The sequence below is a fragment of the Pseudomonas sp. LH1G9 genome (genome assembly GCF_002949975.1).
Taxonomy (GTDB): domain Bacteria; phylum Pseudomonadota; class Gammaproteobacteria; order Pseudomonadales; family Pseudomonadaceae; genus Aquipseudomonas; species Aquipseudomonas veronii.
In genome coordinates this window covers 1,118,178-1,135,927 of record NZ_CP026880.1, presented here as the reverse complement: position 1 = coordinate 1,135,927, position 17,750 = coordinate 1,118,178, and the positions used below count along the sequence as shown (strand labels likewise).

At 59.6% G+C, this 17,750-nt stretch carries 14 protein-coding genes; 4 read left to right on the top strand and 10 right to left on the bottom strand.

Annotated features, from left to right (window positions below; genetic code table 11):
- Positions 1-2: 2 nt before the first annotated feature.
- Positions 3-1,037: an AraC family transcriptional regulator gene (locus tag C5F70_RS05380; protein ID WP_046485428.1), complete on the top strand. Its 1,035-nt coding sequence runs from the start codon at positions 3-5 to the stop codon at positions 1,035-1,037.
- A gap of 8 nt (positions 1,038-1,045) precedes the next feature.
- Here C5F70_RS05380 and C5F70_RS30490 read toward each other — a convergent pair whose 3' ends face one another.
- Positions 1,046-1,225: a hypothetical protein gene (locus tag C5F70_RS30490; RefSeq protein ID WP_126585751.1), complete on the bottom strand. Its 180-nt coding sequence runs from the start codon at positions 1,223-1,225 to the stop codon at positions 1,046-1,048.
- Positions 1,226-1,368: 143 nt separating this feature from the next.
- Here C5F70_RS30490 and C5F70_RS05375 point away from each other — a divergent pair, with 143 nt between their 5' ends.
- Positions 1,369-2,373 carry a pyruvate dehydrogenase gene (locus C5F70_RS05375; RefSeq protein WP_104902852.1) on the top strand — a complete coding sequence of 335 codons (1,005 nt, stop codon included), beginning with the start codon at positions 1,369-1,371 and terminating at the stop codon, positions 2,371-2,373.
- Between the two features lie 108 nt (positions 2,374-2,481).
- Here the strand turns inward: C5F70_RS05375 and C5F70_RS05370 are convergent, their stop codons facing one another.
- Complete coding sequence (locus C5F70_RS05370; protein WP_017848139.1) at positions 2,482-2,952, bottom strand: MarR family winged helix-turn-helix transcriptional regulator; 471 nt, start codon at positions 2,950-2,952, stop codon at positions 2,482-2,484.
- Between the two features lie 145 nt (positions 2,953-3,097).
- Here C5F70_RS05370 and aceE point away from each other — a divergent pair, with 145 nt between their 5' ends.
- Positions 3,098-5,758 (top strand): pyruvate dehydrogenase (acetyl-transferring), homodimeric type, encoded by a 2,661-nt coding sequence (aceE, locus tag C5F70_RS05365; protein WP_104902851.1) that lies wholly within the window; start codon positions 3,098-3,100, stop codon positions 5,756-5,758.
- Position 5,759: 1 nt separating this feature from the next.
- Here aceE and C5F70_RS05360 read toward each other — a convergent pair whose 3' ends face one another.
- Together C5F70_RS05360 and C5F70_RS05355 are read right to left on the bottom strand one after the other, a co-directional pair.
- Positions 5,760-6,560, bottom strand: coding sequence for a DUF2242 domain-containing protein (locus C5F70_RS05360; RefSeq protein ID WP_057004463.1), 801 nt, complete (start codon positions 6,558-6,560; stop codon positions 5,760-5,762).
- Positions 6,561-6,649: 89 nt separating this feature from the next.
- On the bottom strand, positions 6,650-7,549 hold the full coding sequence (locus tag C5F70_RS05355; RefSeq protein ID WP_104902850.1) for a LysR family transcriptional regulator: 900 nt from the start codon (positions 7,547-7,549) through the stop codon (positions 6,650-6,652).
- Positions 7,550-7,669: 120 nt separating this feature from the next.
- On the opposite strand from C5F70_RS05355, the gene C5F70_RS05350 reads away from it, so the two are divergent.
- Complete coding sequence (locus C5F70_RS05350; RefSeq protein WP_104902849.1) at positions 7,670-8,836, top strand: MFS transporter; 1,167 nt, start codon at positions 7,670-7,672, stop codon at positions 8,834-8,836.
- Between the two features lie 48 nt (positions 8,837-8,884).
- Here C5F70_RS05350 and C5F70_RS05345 read toward each other — a convergent pair whose 3' ends face one another.
- The 6 genes from C5F70_RS05345 to tig form a co-directional block, all read right to left on the bottom strand.
- Positions 8,885-10,759 carry a SurA N-terminal domain-containing protein gene (locus tag C5F70_RS05345; RefSeq protein ID WP_104902848.1) on the bottom strand — a complete coding sequence of 625 codons (1,875 nt, stop codon included), beginning with the start codon at positions 10,757-10,759 and terminating at the stop codon, positions 8,885-8,887.
- A gap of 233 nt (positions 10,760-10,992) precedes the next feature.
- Complete coding sequence (locus C5F70_RS05340) at positions 10,993-11,265, bottom strand: HU family DNA-binding protein (RefSeq protein ID WP_003174819.1); 273 nt, start codon at positions 11,263-11,265, stop codon at positions 10,993-10,995.
- 148 nt (positions 11,266-11,413) lie between these two features.
- Positions 11,414-13,810 carry an endopeptidase La gene (lon, locus tag C5F70_RS05335; protein WP_017848145.1) on the bottom strand — a complete coding sequence of 799 codons (2,397 nt, stop codon included), beginning with the start codon at positions 13,808-13,810 and terminating at the stop codon, positions 11,414-11,416.
- Between the two features lie 161 nt (positions 13,811-13,971).
- The gene (gene clpX, locus C5F70_RS05330; protein WP_017848146.1) at positions 13,972-15,255 is read right to left on the bottom strand and encodes an ATP-dependent Clp protease ATP-binding subunit ClpX; all 1,284 of its coding nucleotides are present in this window, start codon (positions 15,253-15,255) and stop codon (positions 13,972-13,974) included.
- 112 nt (positions 15,256-15,367) lie between these two features.
- On the bottom strand, positions 15,368-16,003 hold the full coding sequence (gene clpP, locus C5F70_RS05325) for an ATP-dependent Clp endopeptidase proteolytic subunit ClpP (RefSeq protein WP_017848147.1): 636 nt from the start codon (positions 16,001-16,003) through the stop codon (positions 15,368-15,370).
- Positions 16,004-16,094: 91 nt separating this feature from the next.
- Positions 16,095-17,405 (bottom strand): trigger factor, encoded by a 1,311-nt coding sequence (gene tig, locus C5F70_RS05320; protein ID WP_017848148.1) that lies wholly within the window; start codon positions 17,403-17,405, stop codon positions 16,095-16,097.
- Between the last annotated feature and the right edge of the window lie 345 nt (positions 17,406-17,750).

The following is a 17,750-nucleotide window of genomic DNA, read 5'->3' as shown; positions in this document are numbered from 1 at the left end:
CCGTGAAGCCGGTACGCCTGGGGGATCTGTCGGTGGGCTTCGTGCACACCCTGGCCGACGCCATCAGCAGCCACGGCCTGGACCCGCAACCGCTGTTGCTGCAATACGGCCTGGACCCGCTAAGGCTCGCCGAAGCCGGCGCGCGCTTGTCGATCCCGCGTTACATGCGCCTGGGCCATGCCGCCATTCAACTGACCGGCGACCCGGGCCTCGGCCTGCGCATGGGCCAGTCGAGCCGCTTGAGCCAGGCCGGCCTGGCCGGCGTCACAGCCGCCCAGGCGCCCAACGTGCGCGAAGCGGCCCGCACCCTCACGCGCTTTGAAGCGCTGTACGGCTCCAACTATCGCGGGCAGTCGAGCTTTCATGAAGACGCCGAAGGCGCGTGGCTGCGTTTCTACTCCATCAGCCCGTACAACGCCTATAACCGCTTTGTGGTCGACTCGATCATCGCCGGCTGGCTGCACCAACTGTCGAGCCTGGCCCAGCAGCCGGTACAGGCGCAGCGCATCGAGATCGAATTCGAAGCACCGGACTACAGCGAACAATACAGCGTGCTGGGTGACAGCCCGGTCCACTTCGGCGCCGAGGCCAATCAACTGCGCCTGAGCCAGACAACCCTGGCGCTGCGCAACCCGGAGCATTGCCCGAGTACCTGGCAACTGCTGTTACAACTGTGTGAAAGGGAGTTGGAGCAGTTGACCCGCACCCGCAGCCTGCGCGAGCGCATTACCCGCTTGCTCGGGCCGATGCTCAATGGCGGCCGGGAACCCGACCTGGAAGAAGTGGCGGCGCGCTTGAAGCTGCCGACCTGGACCCTGCGCCGCAAACTGGCCGATGAAGGCACTCAGTTCCGGGCGATCCTCAACGATACCCGCCGCGACCTGGCCATGACCTATATCCGCGATACGGAACTGGCATTCGGCGAGATCGCCTACTTGCTCGGTTTTGCCTCGGCCCAGGCCTTTCAACGGGCGTTCAGGCGATGGAACAACCAGACCCCAGGGGAATTTCGCCGCAGTCAGCGGCAATCCGCCTGAAGCCGGTCTTACAGCTCAGTAGCGTCGTCGGCGGGGTCCAAAGGGTCCCATTCAAAGGCCTGGTACTCCAGCAGTTCTTCTTGGTAATCGTCCATGGTGAACTCCTTTTTGAGTTGAAAGCAGCCGCAGGTAAATGACCTGCACAGCCAGCCTAATGTGCCGTGATGACGGAAAAATGTCGGTGTCATGACGTTCCTGCACGTTCAGATTAAACGTAGCAGCGTTGTGCGGATTTAGCACTGGGTCATCGAAAAACAATTGCAACCATTGCAATTGCAATTATAAGTAGATTTCCCTTAGGGTAAGCCTCCCTTGCCGAGGAGTCAGACCGATGATTGCCACCACCGCGCACGCCGCACAGCTTTGCTGTGATGCGTTGAACCAGGCCGGACATACACGAAGTTCGCCATTGCACACCGTCATGAGCATGGCCAACACCCTGGAAGCCAGCCGGCAGGCCTGGGTGATTCGCGGCCAGTCCCGTTCCCGGCGCGTGGGCAGTTGGCCCGTCTGGTTTGCGCGCAAAACTGCGGAAAAACCGTTGCTGTACCTGCACAGCGCGGTGTCGTCGGCACAACTGTGTGCCTTGTCGGCCGAGACGGCGCAGCGCGGCATCCTGTGCAACGACATCGAAACCCAACCCTCGGCCTGGCCCAAGGGCGCACAGCCTTCTCTCCCGCTGTGGCTGGCGAGCAATCCGCATTGCACACCCTACGATCCTGCCACGGGTGAGGAAGTCCGGGCGATCGTGCTGGCGGGACTGCGCACCTTGTATATCGACGGCAAGCCCGGGTTTTACTACCTGGCGCTGCATGACGACGACAACGCAGTACCGTTGACCGAGCAGGACCGTGAAGATGCGCTCAAGGGTATGTATCCGCTCCAGCGCGATGCCCCAGGGAACGTGCGCTTGCTCGGCGCAGGTCGGGCGCTTGAAGAGGTCGTGCAGGCCAAACGCTTGTTGGCACAGGACTGGAATATCACCGCGCAGCTGTGGAGTTGCCCCAGCTACACGCGGCTGGCCCGAGAAGCCGCGGCCGCCGAACGCTGGAATCGCCTGCACCCCACCGCCCCCAGACGCAGCAGCCACTTGCGCGAGTGCCTGGCCGGGAATGCCGCGCCGGTGATTGCAGTGACCGGCTATGCACAGCCGATTGTCGACCCGTTGGCGGCTTACGTGGATGCGCGGTTCGTGGGGCTGGGCGCGGGCTCGGTACAGGCATCGGCGCCCAGTCGTTATTGGATTGCGGTGTCTGCATTGAGCGCCCTGGCGAAGGACGGGCTTATCGCTGCACAGCAGGTCGAACGGGCGATGAAGCGCTACTCACTGCAATGAGCCGGAATGCGAACAACGGCGCAAGGGGCTTGCTCCCGATAGCGGCGGGTCAGTCGACAGCTGCCTGTTATCGGGACCACGCCATCTTCCACGTTGAATCGTCGTGTCTCAGGATTTGCGCCGGTTACGGACCTGCACACCGGCCTCCATCGCCAACCCGGCAGTACGTTCCAGGGCTTCGGCAAACCCCTGGCGCTGCTCCGGTGCGATCTGCGACAGGAACAGCTCATCCACCGTGCTTTCGTAGATGCCCCACATCTTTTTGCGCAACACCCGGCCGGCCTCGGTGATCGTGGCAAACGCGGCACGGCCGTCGCCGTCGGAGCGGGAGCGCACCACCAGGCCGTCTTTTTCCAGGCGGTCCACCAGGCGCGTCAGGTTGTAGCGCTCGATGGCCAGCACATCGGCCAATTCATGCATGCGCCGAGTACCTTCGGGGCCGCTTTCCAGGCCCCACAATGCGTCGTACCAGGCGTAGGGCGGCAGGTCGGCCGCGGCCAGGCGCCGCTCGATTTCACGGATGACCGTCCTGTGGGCCCTGACAAAACGGAACCAGACATCAGGCTCTTTCGACGACATGCAACACCATCCGGGGAATTTCAAGAAGGTTGCAATAGTAGCTCATCCCGCGCTAGATTCAGACATGTAGTTGCAATTGCAACTATATGTGCGCCGCTCCCACAAGGAGCACGCTGCTTGATATTCGCCGACCCTGGAGCCTCACATGACCCCGAATACCGCAGTAAGACTGGACGACGACCCACAGGAAACCCGCGAATGGCTGGAAGCCATCGAATCGGTGCTGTCCACCGAAGGCCGCCCGCGTGCCCACTACCTGATCGACCAGTTGCTGGATTTCGACGTGGCGCAACATGGTGACGTCTACGGCCGGGTAACCACGCCCTACATCAACACGATCCCGCTGGACCGCCAGTTGCCCTACCCTGGCAACCTGGCCATCGAACGCCGCACCAGTGCGTTTATCCGCTGGAACGCCATGGCCATGGTGCTGCGCGCCGGTAAACACTCCGGCGTCGGTGGGCATATCGCCACCTACGCGTCGGCCGCCGTGCTGTATGACGTCGGCTTCGACCACTTTTTCCGTGGGCGCACCGACACCTTCGATGGCGATCTGGTCTACATCCAGGGCCACTCCTCCCCCGGCATCTACGGCCGCGCGTATCTCGAAGGCCGCATCAGCGAGGCCCAGCTCGACAACTTCCGCCGCGAAACGGGCGGTGCGGGCTTGTCGTCCTACCCGCACCCACGGCTGATGCCGGATTTTTGGCAATTCCCCACCGTGTCCATGGGGCTCGGACCGATCACCGCCGCCTACCAGGCGCGCTTTATGCGCTACCTGGAGTTGCGTGCGCTCAAGCAGCACCAGGGCCGCAAGGTCTGGGCGTTCCTTGGTGATGGCGAAATGGACCAGCCGGAATCCCTGGCCGCCATTTCCCTGGCCGGGCGTGAAAAACTCGACAACCTGATCTTCGTGGTCAACTGCAACCTACAGCGCCTGGACGGCCCAGTACGCGGCAATGCCAAGGTGATCCAGGAGTTCGAAAGCCTCTACCGCGCGGCCGGCTGGAATGTGATCAAGGTAATCTGGGGCGGCGGCTGGGATGCACTGCTGGAAAAAGACCAGAGCGGGCTGCTGCGCCAACGCATGATGGAGTGCGTGGACGGTGATTATCAGAACTACAAATCCCAGGACGGCGCCTACGTGCGCGAACATTTCTTCGGCAAATACCCGGCGTTGCTGGCATTGGTTGCGGACCTGTCAGACGAGGACATCTGGAAACTCTCACGCGGCGGTCATGACCCGGACAAGGTCTATAACGCCTATGCTGCCGCCATGAGCCATTCAGGCCAACCCACGGTGATCCTGGCGAAAACCGTCAAGGGCTTCGGCATGGGCGAAGCCGGCGAAGGCCAGAACATCAACCATCAGCTGAAAAAAATGGGCGCCGACGCCGTCAGAGCGTTCCGTGATCGCTTCGGCCTGGAAGTCCCCGACAAGCAGTTGGCTGAAATTCCTTACCTCAAGCCGGCTGCCGACAGCGAAGAGGCGCGCTACTTCGCCGCCCGGCGCCAGGCGTTGGGTGGCTACGTGCCGGCGCGCCACAGCGCCGTCGAATCGCTGCAGATTCCTGAACTGAGCGCTTTCGCGACCCAGCTCAAAGACACCGGCGAGCGCGCCATCTCTACCACCATGGCCTTTGTGCGGATCCTCGGCACACTGCTCAAGGACCCGCACCTGGGCAAGCTGATCGTGCCCATCGTGCCGGACGAATCACGCACCTTCGGCATGGAAAGCCTGTTCCGTCAGATCGGCATTCACTCCGCCGTCGGCCAGCTCTACACCCCACAAGACGCCGGGCAACTGAGCTACTACAAAGAGAGCAAGGACGGACAGATCATGCAGGAAGGTCTGAATGAGTCCGGTGCGATTGCCTCCTGGATCGCGGCGAGTACGTCCTACAGCAACCATGCTCTGATGACCGTGCCCTTCTACATCTTCTACTCGATGTTCGGCTTCCAGCGCGTCGGCGACCTGGCCTGGGCGGCAGGCGATGCCCGGGCACGCGGCTTCCTGCTGGGTGCCACGGCCGGGCGCACCACCCTGATGGGCGAAGGCTTGCAGCACGATGATGGGCATAGCCATATCCTGGCGTCGGTGATTCCGTGCTGTGTATCGTATGACCCGACTTTTGCCTACGAACTGGCGGTGATCATTCGCGAAGGCATGCGGCGCATGTATGTCGAGCAGGAGGACATTTACTACTACATCACCCTGCTCAACGAGAACTACCCGCACCCGGCAATGCCCGAAGGCGTGGAAGAAGGCATTCTCAAGGGTTTGTATCCGCTGAGCACACACCAGCAGGCACAGGTGCAATTGATGGGCAGCGGTTCGATCCTGCGGGAAGTGATCGCCGCGGCAGCGTTGCTCGACAAGGATTTCGCCGTACACAGCAGCGTATGGAGTGCGCCCAGCCTGACCGAGCTGCGCCGTGACGGGCATGAAGCCGAACGCTGGAACCTGTTGCACCCGGAACACGAGCCGCGCTTGAGTTACGTCGAGCAATGCTTGGCCGGGCATACGGGTCCGGTGCTGGTGGCCACTGACTACATGAAGCTGTTCGCCGACCAGATCCGCCCCTTTGTGCCGAACCGACGCTTTGTAGCGCTGGGCACGGACGGCTTCGGGCAGTCGGATACCCGGGAGGCCTTGCGCGAATTCTTCGAGGTGGACCGGCATTTCATTGTGCTGGCGGCACTGAAGGCGCTGGCCGATGACGGGCTGATAGGTCACGAGAAAATCAGTGAGGCGATCAGTCGCTACGGGATCAATGTCGACAAGACCAATCCCGTAGCGGTCTGACTTACTGCGCGGGCGTCGGCAGGGGCGGAATCGCCTCTGTCGGCGGCGGCAGGTCCGGCGTGGTTGGCGCAGGTGCCGGTGCCGGCGCAGGGCTCGGTTCTGCCTGCGGGACGATCGGCGCAGGCTCCGGTGCCGGTGTAACCGGCGTCGAGACGGCCGGCGCTACAGGTTCTTCCTTCGGCGCTGGCACCTTCTCCGCTGCCGGGGCAACTTTGGGTTCCGGCACCCCCAGTTCAGCCTTGGGCTGTTCTGGAATATGTTCGGTCTTCTTCACCTCTTGGGGCAGGAACACATCCACCAGCGCGAAGTAGCGCTCGTAGAACTTCGGCGCCGAGACAGTCTCACTCGCCACCTTCACCATCGAGTCGTCGGTGGAGCCGATCGGCATCGACACCGAGCCCAGCACACCCACACCCAGGCTGGCGGAGTTGTTGACCTTCTTCAGCGCATAACGATCCTGCAGGGCGTTGGCGAACATCGTCGAGTGGCTTTTACCTTTGCCATCATTGGCACACACCACATTGAAGCTGATCTGCATGTGAGTTTCGCCGGTCTGCTGGAAACTCTTGTTACCCACCACCAGCTTCGGATCGCTGCTGGTGATGATGTAGCCCTGGCTCAGCAAGGCACGGCGTGCGGCCTCGCACGCGGCGATGTCACTGACCGGGTAATTACGGGAGAACGTACCGGAGTCGTCGAAATTTTCGTGCTCGTAAACAGCGGTCTTGGGTGACGAGCAGCCCGTGGCGCCCGCCAACACCAGCGCCAACCCGAGGCTACGCAAGTGAAATGATGTCGACATTGAAAATCCTGAGGAAAACGGTCTGGGCGGTATTGTGCAACAGAACGAGGCCTTGGCGCGCGCATTCCTGTCGATAAAACGTCACAAGCCTACACAGCGGTGCCTGCAGGGAAAAGCCCGGCGCACATATGGTCAATAAACACGCGCAACTTGGCAGATGCATGACGACTTGACGGCCACAATATCCAGAAACTGCCACGGTGTTCGAGATAATCATCCAACACCCGTAGCAAGCGCCCCTGCCCCACGGCCTCGTTGACCATGTAGTCGGGCAGACAGGCGATGCCCAATCCCTCGTGTACCACCTGGTTGAGGGACTCAATGGTGGTACTGACCAGCGGTGTACGCAAGGTCGGCTCGGCGGCGCCCGGCAGGTGACGCAACGGCCAGTTTTCCAGCTTGCCGGTGGCGCAGAATTTGTGCCGCAGGCACGCGTGATCATTGAGATCCTGCGGTTGCTGCGGGGTGCCGTGTTGAGCGAAGTAGCCCGGCGTGCCCACAAGCACCAACTGGTAATAGCCCAGATGCCGCGCCATCAAGCGCGAATCTTCGGGCTTGCCTGTGCGAATCACCGCATCGAAACCTTCCTCGATCACGTCCACCATGCGGTCGGAAAAATCCACATCCAACTCGATATCCGGGTAGGCGCGCATAAAGTCGCTGAGCACCGGCATCAACAAGCCGCGTACCTGCGGCAGGCTGACGCGCAACTTGCCGCGGGGCGTGGCGCTGGCGTCCGTCAATTCCTGCTCGGCCGCCTCGACCTCGGCCAGAATGCGCCGCGAACGCTCAAGAAACAGCGAGCCTTCGCTGGTCAGGGTGATACTGCGCGTGCTGCGGTGAAACAGCCTGACGCCCAGGCGCTCTTCCATGCGCGCGATACTTTTGCCCACGGCCGACGACGATACCCCCAGCACGCGACCGGCGACGGTGAAGCTGCGCGTCTCCGCCACCTGCACAAATACCGACAGGCTGCTCAAGCTGTCCATGATCACGTCTCGACTGATTACGGACACCTACGTCCGCTAAGTTCGGAACCTTAGCCTGTTTTTCCGCACAGCACAGCCCCTTACTCTGCCGCCTTGCCCCTTTTATATGGATCAAGCGTCATGAGCGACAACCCTTCACTTACCCATTGCCCGGCGAACGCCGAGCCTGACGTGCTGCCGCTGGGAGGCTTGTTGGCCCTGGCTTGCGCGGGTTTTATCACCATCCTCACCGAAGCCATGCCTGCGGGGCTCTTGCCGCAGATGGGCGCAGGCCTGGGTGTGTCGCCCGCCCTGGTTGGCCAACTGGTCACGCTCTACGCACTCGGATCATTGCTCGCGGCCATCCCCTTGACGCTGCTGACACGGGGTTGGCGCCGACGCCCCCTACTGCTGGTGGCCATTGCTGGCTTCGCCCTGGTCAACAGCGTGACGGCCATATCCAGTCACTACGGGCTGACCCTGGTAGCGCGCTTTTTCGCCGGGGTATTCGCCGGGTTGCTCTGGGCCCTGTTGGCCGGTTACGCCAATCGTATGGTCGCCCCTCACCTGCAAGGCCGGGCGATTGCCATCGCAATGCTTGGCGCACCGCTGGCCCTGACCCTGGGCGTGCCGGCCGGCACCCTGCTGGGTACCCTCGTTGGCTGGCGCTTGAGTTTTGCGATCATGACCGGGCTGACGCTGGCATTGCTGCTCTGGGCGCGCTGGCAACTCCCGGACTTTGCCGGCCAAGCAGCACAACAGCGCCTGGGCCTGCGCCAGGTGATGAGGTTGCGCGGTATTCGCCCGGTGCTTTGGGTGACCTTTACCTACGTGCTGGCGCACAACATTCTCTATACCTACATCGCCCCCCTGCTGGAGCCCGCCGGCATCCAGGCCGATATCGACCGGGTACTGCTGGTGTTTGGCCTGACGGCGTTGTTGAGCATCTGGCTGGTGGGCCTGCTGATCGATCGATGGCTGCGCCCGTTGGTGCTGTTCAGTTGCATGCTGTTTGGCCTGTCGGCGCTGGCGTTGGCGTTCTGGATCGACTCGCCGGCGATCATCTACATCGCCGTCGCGGCCTGGGGGCTGGCATTCGGTGGCCTACCAGCCTTACTGCAAACCGCCCTGGCCAAGTCGGCGGGCGAGTCGGCGGACGCCGCGCAGTCGATGCTGGTGACGGTATGGAACCTGGGCATTGCCGGTGGCGGTCTGGCGGGCGGGTTGTTGCTGCAGAGCTGGGGCGTGCTCGCGTTTCCCTGGGCGGTAGTGGCGTTGATGTTGCTGGCCCTTTGCAAACGCCCATGAAAAAGCCCCCGGTCTTTTCAGGCCGGGGGCTTTTTATTCAAACCGAGATCAGTACTTCTTGATCTCAGCCTTGGTTTCCAGCTGCTTGCGGTACGCCGCGAAATCCTGCTGCCCAACACGGGAAGCGAGGAAACGGCGGTATTGCGCCTTCTCATCGTCCGATGGAGCCGCCGCTTCGGTGACGCCGTTCAAGCGCACGATCACCAGGCTGCCATCAGCGAGGGTAACGGTGGTGAAGGTCGGCTTGTCCTTGGACGCAGGCTTGGGCATGCGGAACAAGGCTTGCAGCACCACCGGGTCGATCGTTTCCTGGCTACGGGTAGCCGCTTCGGTGACTTTCCAGGCCTGGCCATCAACGGGCTGGTTCAGCGGGGTCTTGCCATCACGCAGGCTGGCGATCAACTCGTCAGCGTGAGTCTTGGCGGCCGCGCTGGCGCGCTCCTTGGTCATCTGGGTGCGGATCGCCGCTGCCACGCTTTCCAGCGGCAGTTGCGTAGGCTTCAGATGCTCTTTGGCCCGCAGCACGATGATGGTTTCCGGGTCGAGCTCGATGGCGGTGCTGTTGGCACCCTCATCCAACACTTCCGGGCTGAACGCGGCAGTGACCACGGCACGGTTGGCCGCGACACCCTCACCGCCTTCGCGACCAAACGGCGCAGAGGTGTGAACGGTCAGCTTCAGATCGGACGCCGGCTGAGCCAGGTCGGAGGCTTCGAACGCCGCATCTTCCAATTGCTTGGTCGCTTCGACAAAACGCTGTTCAACCTGTTGGTTCTTGAGCTCGTGAGTCAGCTTGTCTTTCAGGCTGGCGAACGATGGCACTTCTGGCGCTTCAACGCCCAACAGCTTGATCAGGTGCCAACCGAAGGTGCTGCGCACCGGTCCCGAGACCTGGTCCTTATTCAAGGCGTACAGGGCAGCTTCGAAGTCCGGATCGTAGACGCCAGGACCGGCAAAACCAAGGTCACCGCCATTGCTGGCCGAACCCGGGTCCTGGGAGAACTCCTTGGCCAGGGCTTCGAACTGCTCACCCTTGGCCAGGCGCGCCTGGATTTCCTCGATCTTGGCCTTGGCTTGAGCGTCGGTGACCTTGTCGTTGACTTCAATCAGGATGTGCGCCGCACGACGCTGCTCAGCGAGGTTGGCGGTTTCTTTCTCATACGCTGCCTGCAGTTCATCGTCCTTGACGGTGACCTGGTCGAAGAAAGACGACTTCTTCAACTCTAGATAGTCGATGACCACCTGGTCCGGGGTCATGAACTCTTTGGCGTGCTGGTCGTAGTAAGCCTTGACCTCGTCGTCGGTGAGTTTCACCGCCGCAGGGTTGGCCTTGATATTGACGGTGGCGAAATCGCGGGTCTGTTTTTCCAGGCGGGCGAATGCCAGCACCTGCGCGTCAGTCACGAAGGCGCTGCCGAGGATGCCCAAGCGAGTCTGCTCGATCAGCATTTGCTGGGTCATCATCTGACGGAACTGCAGACGGCTGTAGCCCAGTTGACGGATCACCTGGTCAAAACGCTCGGCGTTGAACTTGCCGTCCACCTGGAACTCCGGCGTCTGCAGGATCACTTGGTCCAGCGCGGCGTCAGAGAAGGCAAACTTGGAATCAGCGGCACCTTGCAGTACCAGCTTGCGATCGATCAGGCTCTTGAGCGCCGCGTCGCGCAGCAGTTTTTCGTCCAGCAGGGAAGCATCGAAATCCTTGCCCATCTGTTGCATCAGTTGGCGACGTTGCATGTCGACGGCCTGGCTCAGTTCGGTCTGGGTGATTGCTTCACCGTTGACCTTGGCCACGTCCTGCTTGGTGTTGGTCGAAGCCTGAAAAATAGCCTCGATACCGGTGAACGCCATCAATGCGACGATGATCCCGATAATGGTCTTGGCAATCCAGCCTTGTGAATTGTCCCTGATATTTTGCAGCATGCGTCCCCCAGAAACGGTTGAACTTCAAAAATTGGCAACCGTGGAGCGTGGGTAGAGTCCGGATAGAAGAAAGGCGCATCCGAGGATGCGCCTTCTCTCGTAACTGGCGGAGCGGACGGGGGTTAGAACCCACACCCCCGGCGTGGTGACCCGATGGATACGTGGGTCAGCTGCCGCTCCGCTGCCAGGCCAGACCTGCGTCGGACCCGGGTAGGTAAAGGCTTGATCGAGGCTTAGTTAACGGCTTCTTTCAGGGCTTTACCGGCTTTGAAACCTGGTTTCTTGGCAGCAGCGATTTGCAGTGCTTTGCCAGTCTGTGGGTTACGGCCAGTGCGAGCTGGGCGGTCAGTCACAGAAAAAGTACCGAAGCCTACCAGTACCACCGAATCGCCGGCCTTCAGAGCGCCAGTGACGGATTCGATTACTGCGTCCAGCGCACGGCCAGCAGCAGCTTTCGGGATATCAGCGGATGCGGCGATAGCATCAATCAGTTCCGACTTGTTCACTCTAAGTCCCCTTATATATCTATTGAGTATGATTCTAAGTTTTTTGGTGAAAGCAAAAACCAGTGCTGAATGGCCTACAGACACTTAAGAGCCGCTTTATAACAAGGGCTCTAAAAAGCTGTCAAGGAAGCCCCCAGGCTTTAACGCATTAATGCGTGCTAATTCTTTCCTTGGAATCAGACTCGCGCTTTTCGTCCTTCGCGACTATCTCCGGAGCCACATCCGGCAAGGGCTCCGGCGCGTATTGCAGCGCAATTTGCAGGACCTCGTCAATCCATTTAACCGGTTTAATCTGAAGATCTTGCTTGATATTGTCAGGAATTTCCTTCAAGTCGCGGACATTCTCTTCAGGAATGATCACGGTCTTGATTCCACCCCGGTGTGCGGCGAGCAATTTTTCTTTCAGACCACCGATGGCCAATACCTGGCCACGCAGGGTGATTTCCCCGGTCATGGCCACATCGGCGCGTACCGGAATGCCGGTCAGGGCCGATACCAGGGCCGTACACATGCCTACGCCAGCGCTAGGGCCGTCTTTCGGGGTCGCCCCTTCCGGCATGTGGATATGGACGTCGTGCTTCTCATGGAAGTCCAGGGGAATCCCCAGGCTCCGGGCGCGGCTGCGCACCACGGTCTGCGCGGCGGTGATGGATTCGACCATCACGTCACCCAGGGAACCTGTCTTGATCAATTGGCCTTTGCCCGGGATCACCGCGGCTTCGATGGTCAGCAATTCGCCACCCACCTGGGTCCACGCCAGGCCAGTCACCTGCCCTACCTGATCCTGCTGTTCCGCCAACCCGTAGCTGAATTTACGCACGCCCAGATAGTGCTCCAGCACATCGGCGGTAATCTTCACCGAGAAGCGTTTTTCCAGCGCATGTTCCTTGACCGCCTTGCGGCAAATCTTCGCAATCTGGCGCTCAAGCCCCCGTACACCGGCCTCGCGGGTGTAGTAACGCACCATATCGCGGATCGACTCGACCTCGAATTCGATCTCGCCTTTCTTCAGGCCATTGGCCGAAATCTGCTTGGGCGCGAGGTATTTGACGGCGATGTTGATCTTCTCGTCTTCGGTGTAACCCGGCAGACGAATCACCTCCATCCGGTCCAGCAACGCTGGCGGAATGTTCATGGAGTTGGAGGTACACAGGAACATTACGTCGGACAGGTCGTAGTCGACTTCCAGGTAATGGTCGTTGAAATTATGGTTCTGCTCGGGATCGAGCACTTCGAGCAAGGCCGATGCCGGATCGCCACGCATGTCGCTGCCCATTTTGTCGATTTCATCGAGCAGGAACAGCGGGTTGCGCACGCCGACCTTTGTCATCTTTTGAATCAATCTTCCTGGCATCGAACCGATATATGTGCGGCGATGACCACGAATTTCCGCTTCATCACGCACGCCGCCAAGGGCCATTCGCACGAATTTACGGTTGGTGGCATTGGCAATCGACTCGGCCAGGGAGGTTTTACCCACACCCGGCGGACCGACTAGGCACAACACCGGGCCACGAATTTTCTTCACGCGCTTTTGCACGGCAAGGTATTCGAGAATGCGTTCTTTGACTTCTTCGAGGCCGTAATGGTCGGCATCGAGGATATCTTCGGCGCGAGCCAGGTCCAGGCGCACCTTGGTCTGAGCCTTCCACGGCACCTGCACCAGCCAATCGATGTAGGAACGAACCACGGTGGCTTCGGCCGACATCGGCGACATTTGCTTGAGCTTGTTCAGCTCGGCGTTGGCCTTGGTCAGGGCGTCTTTCGGCAGGCCGGCGGCATCGATGCGCTTTTTCAGCTCTTCGATTTCGTTGTGGCCTTCCTCGCTGTCGCCGAGTTCTTTCTGAATGGCCTTCATCTGCTCATTCAGGTAGTACTCGCGCTGGCTGCGCTCCATTTGTTTCTTCACGCGACCACGGATGCGCTTTTCAACCTGCAGCAGGTCGATTTCGGCATCGAGCAGCGCCAGGACGTGTTCGACACGGGCCGGCAGGTCGATGATTTCGAGGATGTCTTGCTTCTGCTCGATTTTCAGCGCCATGTGCGCGGCCATGGTGTCGACCAGGCGGCTAGGCTCATCAATGCTGTTGAGGGAAGACAGGACTTCAGCCGGGACTTTCTTGCCCAACTGCACATACTGCTCGAATTGCGAGAGCAGGCTGCGTACAAATACTTCGGACTCGCGCTCCGGGGCCTCGACTTCGTCGATCAGTGCCACTTCGGCGCGCAGGTGGCCGTCCACCTCCATGAAGCGCTCGACCGCACCGCGCTGCTCACCTTCCACCAACACCTTGACAGTGCCGTCGGGCAGCTTGAGCAATTGCAGGACAGTCGCAACGGTACCGACGCGATACAGGGCGTCTTCGCCTGGATCATCATCAGCAGGATTTCTCTGGGCCAACAGCAGGATCTGCTTGTCGCCCGTCATCGCGGCCTCGAGGGCTTCGATAGACTTCTCGCGCCCCACGAACAGCGGGATAACCATGTGCGGATAGACGACGACATCACGCAACGGCAGGAGAGGCAATTCGATGGTTGTCTTCATGATTTCGCCTCTATGACAGTTGAAAAGTAAGCATGAAACCAAGATGGGGGCTGCCGGCAAAAAAAACAAGCTCAATGCCAGCAGTTAAATGCAGGAAAAACACGCCCTTAAAACAAAAGGGGCCCCTAAAGGCCCCTTGTTGTTATGCAGCAGCCGGACGCTTACGCGTCTGGCGCAGCCTTGGCAGCCGGCTCACTGTTTTCATAGATATACAGTGGCTTGGACTTGCCTTCGATAACACTTTCGTCGATCACCACTTTGCTCACCTCGGACTGCGAGGGGATTTCGTACATGGTGTCGAGCAATACGCCTTCGAGGATCGAACGCAGGCCACGCGCACCGGTTTTGCGCTCCAGTGCCCGCTTGGCCACTGATTTGAGTGCGTCGGTACGGAACTCGAGGTCTACGCCTTCCATTTCGAACAGCTTGGCATATTGTTTGGTCAGGGCGTTTTTCGGCTCGGTGAGGATCTGAATCAGAGCAGCCTCATCCAGCTCGTCCAATGTCGCCAGGACCGGCAGACGACCAACGAATTCCGGGATCAGACCAAACTTGACCAGATCGTCAGGTTCGACTTCACGCAGGGACTCGCCCACCTTCTTGCCTTCTTCCTTGCTGCGCACTTCCGCACTGAAGCCGATGCCGCCACGGGTGGAACGGTTTTGAATAACCTTTTCCAGACCGGAGAACGCACCGCCGCAGATGAACAGGATATTGCGCGTATCAACCTGAAGGAATTCCTGCTGCGGGTGCTTGCGGCCGCCTTGTGGCGGTACGGAAGCAACCGTGCCTTCGATCAGTTTCAACAAGGCTTGCTGCACGCCTTCACCGGAAACATCCCGAGTGATCGACGGGTTGTCGGACTTGCGCGAAATCTTATCGATTTCGTCGATGTAGACGATACCCATCTGGGCCTTCTCTACGTCGTAGTCGCACTTCTGCAGCAACTTCTGAATGATGTTCTCGACGTCCTCACCCACGTAGCCAGCCTCGGTGAGGGTGGTGGCGTCGGCGATGGTGAACGGAACGTTCAGCAGGCGAGCGAGGGTTTCCGCAAGCAGGGTTTTACCCGAGCCTGTAGGACCGATCAGCAAGATGTTGCTCTTGCCGAGCTCGACTTCGTCGTTTTTCTTGTCACGCTGGTTCAAACGCTTGTAGTGGTTGTACACCGCTACGGCCAGAACCTTTTTTGCACGCTCTTGACCAATCACGTACTGATCAAGGATGCCGCTGATTTCTTTAGGCGAAGGCAATTTATGCGCGCTGCTTTCGGCCTGGGCTTCCTGCACCTCCTCACGGATGATGTCATTGCACAGGTCGACGCACTCGTCGCAGATAAAGACCGAGGGGCCGGCAATCAATTTGCGTACTTCATGCTGGCTTTTGCCACAGAAGGAGCAATAGAGCAGCTTGCCGTTGTCCTCGCCGTTGCGGGTGTCAGTCATTCGTTCGATCCAAATCCGATAGGCTTGCAACACAAGATGAAGGCTTATGCGGGCTTTTTCAAGCCCGCAGGTGATCGGACTTGCCGACCTGGCCTATTTTGAGCTGCTTATATTAAGCGGGGCGCTTGTCAATCACTGCGTCGATCAACCCGTAATCACGCGCGGCTTCGGCGCTCATGAAATTGTCACGGTTGGTATCACGCTCGATTTCTTCCAAGGTGTGCCCGCTGTGCTTGGCCATCAGCGTGTTAAGACGCTCACGAATAAAGAGGATTTCCTTGGCATGGATTTCGATGTCCGATGCCTGGCCCTGGAAACCGCCCAGTGGCTGGTGAATCATCACGCGCGAGTTCGGCAGGCAGTAACGCTTGCCTTCGGCACCTGCGGTCAGCAGGAAAGCACCCATGCTGCAGGCTTGACCAATGCAGGTGGTCGACACGTTTGGCTTGATGAACTGCATGGTGTCGTAGATCGACATGCCCGCGGTCACCGAACCGCCCGGCGAGTTAATGTAAAGATGGATGTCCTTGTCCGGGTTTTCCGCTTCAAGGAACAGCAGTTGCGCACAAATCAGGTTGGCCATGTAGTCCTCTACCGGCCCCACCAAAAAGATCACTCGCTCCTTGAGCAGGCGCGAGTAGATGTCGTAGGCGCGTTCGCCACGAGCGGACTGCTCGACAACCATCGGGACCAGGCCGCCTGCGGCCTGGATATCAGAGTTCTGCTGAATATAGGAATTACGGAACATGCTCTGCAGTTACTCCCAAATAGTCATGTCTTGAAAACGCATAAGCCAGCGCGAGGCTGGCTTATGGTTGTATTTCAAACGAGTTGGACAATCAGTCGGCTTGTGCTGCTTCCGCCGGCTTGACTGCTTCTTCGTAAGAGACCGCTTTATCGGTCACCTTAGCCTTCTGCAGAACAGTATCCACAACTTGTTCTTCCAGCACAACCGAACGTACTTCGTTCAGCTGCTGGTCGTTCTTGTAGTACCAAGCCACAACCTGCTCAGGCTCCTGGTAGGCCGAAGCCATTTCCTGGATCATTTCACGAACGCGGTCTTCGTCAGGCTTGAGGTCGAACTGCTTGACCACTTCAGCCACGATCAGGCCCAGCACGACGCGGCGCTTGGCTTGCTCTTCGAACAGCTCGGCCGGCAGTTGGTCAGGTTTGATGTTGCCACCAAACTGCTGAACGGCTTGTACGCGCAGGCGATCCACTTCGTTGGACAGCAAAGCCTTAGGCACTTCGATCGGGTTGGCGGTCAGCAGACCGTCCATGACCTGGTTCTTGACCTTGGACTTGATGGCCTGACGCAGCTCGCGCTCCATGTTCTTGCGAACTTCGGTGCGGAAGCCGTCGATGCCGGTTTCCTTGATGCCGAATTGAGCGAAGAACTCTTCGTTCAGCTCTGGGAGCTTAGGCTCGGACACGCTGTTGACCGTCACGGTGAACTCGGCGGCTTTGCCGGCCAGGTCCAGGTTCTGGTAGTCAGCCGGGAAAGTCAGGTTCAGAACGCGCTCTTCGCCAGCTTTTGCACCAACCAAGCCGTCTTCGAAACCCGGGATCATGCGGTTGGAGCCCAGCACCAGCTGAGTACCCTTGGCGGAGCCGCCAGCGAATGCTTCGCCGTCAACCTTGCCCACGAAATCGATGTTCAGCTGGTCTTCGTTCTGGGCAGCACGTTCGGCCACTTCGAAACGGGTGTTCTGCTTGCGCAGGATTTCCAGCATGTTGTCCAGGTCGGCATCAGCCACTTCGGCGCTCAGGCGCTCGATCGCGATACCGTCGAAGCCGGCAACTTCGAACTCCGGGAACACTTCGAATACAGCAACGTATTCCAGGTCCTTGCCCGCTTCCAGGGACTTAGGCTCGATCGAAGGCGAACCAGCCGGGTTCAGCTTTTGTTCGACAACTGCTTCGTAGAACGACGCCTGGATCACGTCACCTACCGCTTCCTGACGCGCATCAGCACCAAAACGGCGCTTGATTTCGCTCATTGGCACTTTGCCTGGACGGAAGCCAGCGATCTTGGCCTTTTGGGCAGTCTGCTGCAGACGCTTGTTGACCGCAGTCTCGATGCGCTCTGCCGGCACGGTGATGCTCAGGCGGCGCTCGAGAGCAGTAGTATTTTCAACAGAAACTTGCATGGATATTCCTCGTTGCACAGACGTTAGCCGGCCGTTTCCGACCCCAGAATCAAGGGCATGCATTCTAGTGGGTCAAACTCAAGAAGTCACCCTACTGGAAACGGGTAAAAAAACAGCAGGCAATTTATCGGTACGAAGACACTGTTGCGCCTCGCCCCGGTGACAAATACAGCCAATCGCGCCAGGGCTCTGCGCCGACCCTTCTATATATAGAAGAAGTCGCCAATCATCTCCCTGACGGCCGCCCCTGCGAACAGGACCGGCAGGCAGCGCGGCATCATCGAGACACATAAATACGACGAAACGCCCTGCCTTGCGACCCAGAACCTGCAGCCGCGGAATACT